We start from the raw sequence: 5,192 nt of genomic DNA, 5'->3' as shown, positions 1-5,192 counted from the left end.
GAAATTAAATACTCTTTAGAATTAATTATATTTTATACATAGATTTAATGGCCAATGAACGATTTGTTCTCTGCATTATTTCACGAAAAACAATACCTCAATAGAGGCCACACTCTTATTTTATAGTTGGATTTATTATGAGCAAAAATAACGCAATTGATTTAGAAAATTTGAACGTGGATGAGTTACGTGCTATCACTGAAAACGCTCAACAACTTATCGCCAAAAAACAACACCAACGTTTGTATGATGCCTATATGCAGTTTGAGCAGATTGCAGAAGATAGTAATGCAACGATCGAAGAGATACTGAAAGCTGGTGAAAAGTTAGAGAAAAAACGCAGTATTAAATATCGTAATACTGATGATCATAGTGAAACTTGGACTGGCCGTGGTCGTAAGCCAACGTGGTTAGTCGAAGCGCTCGCAGCAGGTAGTGATATCGAAGATTTTGCTATTTAATTAGCTGTTTTCTTATAAAGTTACTTTCTGTGAACCAGTTAGAAGTTGCTATTTATAATGGTGTATTTACAACCATTTAGCGATAGATATAGCTGCTTTCGAGAAAATAAAAGCCAGTATCTTTACTGCCAGTATTTTGGCAAAAAGATACTGGCTTTTTTTCTGTCATCTATATGCCATTGTTTGTTATGATAATGACGTTTTTGTCTTATATAAGAGTTGTACGACTGTGGCCCAAGTATCTGAGTTTTCTCATAAACGTCCCCGTAAGCTTTGGTGGCTAGTGGGGTTTGTGTTGTTTGCGCTATTTGCTGTGTTGCAAATGCCAGCAGCATGGTTACTTGAGAAATACGCGCCAGATACGCCTTATGTGCAGCATTTATCTGGCAATGTATGGCAAGGTGCTGCCATTTGGCAATTGCCTATGTCATCGACGTCGCTTACAGGTACGGTGGAATGGTCATGGCAGCCTTGGCAGCTACTCATAGGTAAGCTAGGTGCGGATGTGAATATCCACTCAGCACAGACACGGCTGAATGGGCAAGCTAAACTTGGGTTAAACTCATGGCAAGTTGACAACATGAGTGGGAAAGTTGCACCTGAGACGCTAGCGAGTGTGGTCAACTGGCAACTGCCAAATACCCCTATTCAAGTAAATAATGTATCGCTAACGCGTCAGGCTGATAAAAATGACGCATCTAGTAGTGATCCTGCTAAAGACGTTAGCGGATTTAGTGCCGCGGATGGTCAATTGACTTGGGTTGGTGGTGAGGTAGGCTATCCTAGTGGTGGCAAAGTTTTTTATATTACGATGCCTGCTCTAAGAGCCGAGCTTAGTACAGAGCAAAAAAACAATAGAGATTTGCTGCATATCAATTTATTGAATAATCAAGATAAGCGTTTGGGAGATCTGTATCTCGATAGCGATAATATGCTCGATGTCAGTTTGACGCAGCGCTTGCTAGAGAACATGCCTGAGTATAAAGGACAAGCCCCTCAAGATACGCCAGTTGTCAGTGTGCGCCAGCCATTGTTAGCTGGTTTGGGGGCGAACTAAATGCTTAATATCGCCGCAAGCTTAAAACCTGTTATCAATACTCTCAATCGCTTTTCAGGTTGGCTATTGTTGTTAGCCATTGCTTGGCTATGTTGGACAGCCGCCCGTCTTTTATGGTTATTACTAGCAGCACCTCTAGCGCCTGCATTGCCTTTAGCGCCTCTACAGAATAGTGCCAAATCCACCAAAGATTATAGCAGCTTATTTGCAATCTTTGCTGATCCCGATCCTGTTACCGCAGCCGTGCAACCACCTCCCAACATTGAGCTCAAAGGCGTACTACTAGCCATACCTGAGAGCATGTCTTCCGCCTTATTGAATGTCAATGGCGAAGTCAAAAATTACCGCATCGGTGATGAGCTAAAAGACAGCGATTATACGCTCGTGGCTGTTGATTGGAATTCAGTCATTATCGCTGATGCTAACGATAAAGAAACCGTTATCAAAATGCCAGAGGCGATGCCATTAGACCAAAGTGATATGCTAGCAAGCGGAATAAGTAATCAGCGTTTGCCAAATAATAGCATGTTGCCTACAGCGCCCCAGCCAGTACAAAACGCTATTCCTGAGACAGAAGGGACAACTGGCGCAGACACTTCAAAAAGTCCACAGTCGGCTATCGAAGAAGCGGTTACGGCCTTGCAAGAAAACCCTGCCAGTTATCTAAGTAGAATGGGGGTGATGGCATCAGGTGAAAGTTACCAAGTCACAGCGGCGATGCCTGCTGGCCTACGTAATCGTTTAGGGCTTGAGCCAGGCGATAAGGTACTGACCGTCAACGGACAGAGCGTGGGTAATAACCCAGCGCAAGATGCTGGTGTACTTCAGCAAGTACAGCAAGCAGGTGAAGCGCAGATAGAGGTTCAACGTGGTGAGCAAGTTATTACGATTCGCCAGCAGTTCTAGCAAGGTAGGTTTTTAGCAAAATTGCTCCTTAAAAATTCAGCACATAGTAAGCAATATCACTGTAGGTAATCATCAATATGGTAAGTTTTCAGAATTTTTCAGCCACGCCTTTGTACTGTAGCCTGCAGCGTTTGATGCGCCTGTGTCGTCCACTTTGTCTAGCAGTGCCATTATGGGCTGCTGGTATTGGTCTTGCCAATGCTGAGAGCTGGAAAGTCAATTTGCAAGACGCTGATATCAAAGCTTTTATCAATGAAGTTGCGACCATCACAGATCAAAACTTTGTTCTTGATCCGCGTATCAATGGCAATGTCACAGTCATCTCTAACAAAGCCTTGTCCCGTGATGAGATTTATCAGTTATTTCTGAGCGTGATGCAAGTGAATGGTATCGCTGCGATTGAGTCAGGAACGACGACAAAACTGGTACCGGATAATATTGCTAAGCAATCTGGTGTGGCGGTTGATTTACGCGGTGATAGTGTTGGCGAGTCGCTCGCTACTCGAGTTATTTATTTGACTAACACCCAAGCTGCAGAAGTATTAGGTGTTATTCGGCCATTGATGCCGCAGTCGGCTCACGCGGCCGCTGTACCTGGTGTCAATGCACTAGTATTGTCCGATCGAGCAGACAGTCTTAATCAACTGACAGCTCTTATCCGTGATTTAGATAGCAATGTAAATGACAGTTTGCAAGTGATACCACTACGCCACGTCGATGCCGAACGTATGATGGAGTTGATTAGCGCCTTAGTCTCAAGTGCGGGTAGCGGGCAAGCTCAAGGTGGCAACAATCAGCTAAAGGTGATTGCTGATACGTCAAGCGATAGACTGCTAGTCAAAGGCAGTCCTGAAATGATTGCTAAAGTCCAAGAAATGGTCAATCAGTTGGATACCACGCCGACCAGACGTTTAAGTGGTCTACGTGTCTTTCGATTAAAGTATGCTAGTGCTGGTCATATCGCCGATATGTTACGCGGTTTACTCGCTAACCAATCTATCAATAGTGCTGGCGCGACCTCGACACTAGAATCAGCCTCACTAAATGATGTAAGCAGCACAGGCGCTGCAATTAATAATGCAGCTAGCGATAGCCTTGGTAGTAGCAGTGCGGCCGCTGTCTCGACTAGCAGCACAAGTGGCACAAGCACAGGGGTGGGCGGTCGTCCGTTTAGTATTATCGCTGATGAAACTCAAAATGCCGTTATCGTTAACGCCGCACCTGAGCTCATGTTCGAGATTGAAGATGCAGTCAACCAATTAGACAGTCGCCGCGCACAAGTATTAATTCAAGCTGCCATTGTTGAAGTGTCAGGCGATGATGCCACCCAGCTAGGTGTTCAGTGGGCACTAGGTAACGCCAACAGTGGCTATGGAGTGGTCAACTTTAACAATGTGGGAGCCAGCGCGACGACACTTGCGGCGGCGGCTTTAGCAGGGACGAGTACGGCAGGTATTAGCGCTGCAGCCAGCTCTATCGCAGGTGCATTGATAGGTATTGGAGACAGTCGCAAAGACAGTCAGGGCAATACAGAGTTTTATGGTGCTATTTTACAGGCGCTTGACTCATCTACCAGTGCTAATCTATTGTCCATGCCATCGATTTTGACATTGGATAATGAAAAAGCCAGTATCTTAGTTGGTCAAAACGTACCTTTTGTTACGGGTTCTTTTACCACCAGTGGCAATAATTCAAACAACCCATTTCAGACAATTGATCGCCAAGACATTGGTATTAATCTGAATGTCATTCCCCATATTGGTGACAATGGCACAGTACGATTAGAGGTCTCGCAAGAAGTCTCGTCAGTCGTACCAGGCAGTACGGGTAATGCCAGTGGGCTAATTACCAATAAAAGCCTTATTAATACGACCATTCTAGCGGATGATCAGCAAACGATTGCCTTGGGCGGCCTGATGCGTGACAACACCACCACACGTCAACAGAAGGTTCCTGGACTGGGCAATGTTCCTGTTATCGGTAGACTCTTTCGTTCTGACAACGACAGCACCCAAAAGAGCAATTTGATTATCTTTTTACAGCCGACTATCTTACGTGATGGCGGCGCGGTAGCGAGTGTGACTGAACGCAAATTCAATCAAATGCGAGTGTTGCAGCTGGTCATTGATAAAAACGGTACGATTAAGCAATTACCATTGAGTGGCACTGAAGGTTGGAATGGTAATGTCAGTGCGGATTACGAGCTCATGCCGCTCAACCCCCTTATCCCTAAACGTGATCAAGCGCCAAAATCTACTTCGCAAGGTTTTACGAGAGTAGATAGCCCGAATAGTGGTATCACGACCTATCCTCTTAATCGTTAAAATATTAGCCTTATATATAACGGTTAATATGATTCAACTGACATAAATTAATGTACGATGTGATAGATACTAGTTACATCGTACATTAGCTTGCGTATTCATAACACAGATAAACATAGCTGCTTTTATATTTAGGTATATTGGTTACTAATAGAATAATGAGTTACGTATTATGTTTTCCACCATAGTAAAACAGAAGCTAAGATGACAAATTATAAGAATACAAAGAAGTTGTTTTTACTGAGTGTGGCTGCAACTGCGCTATTGCTCATCCCTAGACGCAGTAGTCGCAAGGACAATACGAAGACAGTAAACAACCATGAGACCGTATCTAAAGGTAATGATATCAATGATGCTCGTGAGAATGCAGCTAAAAAATAGAAGTTAGTAATTAGAAAATAAAAGCTCAGTAATGCGTCTATAGCAATATTCTTATATAAAAAT

5 protein-coding genes are annotated in these 5,192 nt (G+C 43.8%); all 5 read left to right on the top strand.

Annotated elements, in window-relative coordinates:
• The first annotated feature begins 137 nt into the window (after positions 1–137).
• Positions 138–461 carry an H-NS histone family protein gene (locus tag CXF61_RS01715; RefSeq protein WP_165596938.1) on the top strand — a complete coding sequence of 108 codons (324 nt, stop codon included), beginning with the start codon at positions 138–140 and terminating at the stop codon, positions 459–461.
• A gap of 229 nt (positions 462–690) precedes the next feature.
• A complete protein-coding gene (gene gspN / locus CXF61_RS01710) occupies positions 691–1,518 on the top strand; it encodes a type II secretion system protein N (RefSeq protein ID WP_101204385.1) in 828 nt (275 codons plus the stop codon).
• On the top strand, positions 1,519–2,424 hold the full coding sequence (locus CXF61_RS01705) for a type II secretion system protein N (protein ID WP_165596937.1): 906 nt from the start codon (positions 1,519–1,521) through the stop codon (positions 2,422–2,424).
• Positions 2,425–2,501: 77 nt separating this feature from the next.
• Positions 2,502–4,748 carry a type II secretion system secretin GspD gene (gene gspD, locus CXF61_RS01700; protein ID WP_165596936.1) on the top strand — a complete coding sequence of 749 codons (2,247 nt, stop codon included), beginning with the start codon at positions 2,502–2,504 and terminating at the stop codon, positions 4,746–4,748.
• A 204-nt stretch (positions 4,749–4,952) separates the two neighbouring features.
• A complete protein-coding gene (locus CXF61_RS01695; protein WP_165596935.1) occupies positions 4,953–5,129 on the top strand; it encodes a hypothetical protein in 177 nt (58 codons plus the stop codon).
• Positions 5,130–5,192: the final 63 nt, after the last annotated feature.

Origin of the sequence: Psychrobacter sp. 4Dc (assembly GCF_002836715.1) — a bacterium.
Classification (GTDB): domain Bacteria; phylum Pseudomonadota; class Gammaproteobacteria; order Pseudomonadales; family Moraxellaceae; genus Psychrobacter.
This window is presented reverse-complemented; position numbering and strand designations above follow the sequence as displayed.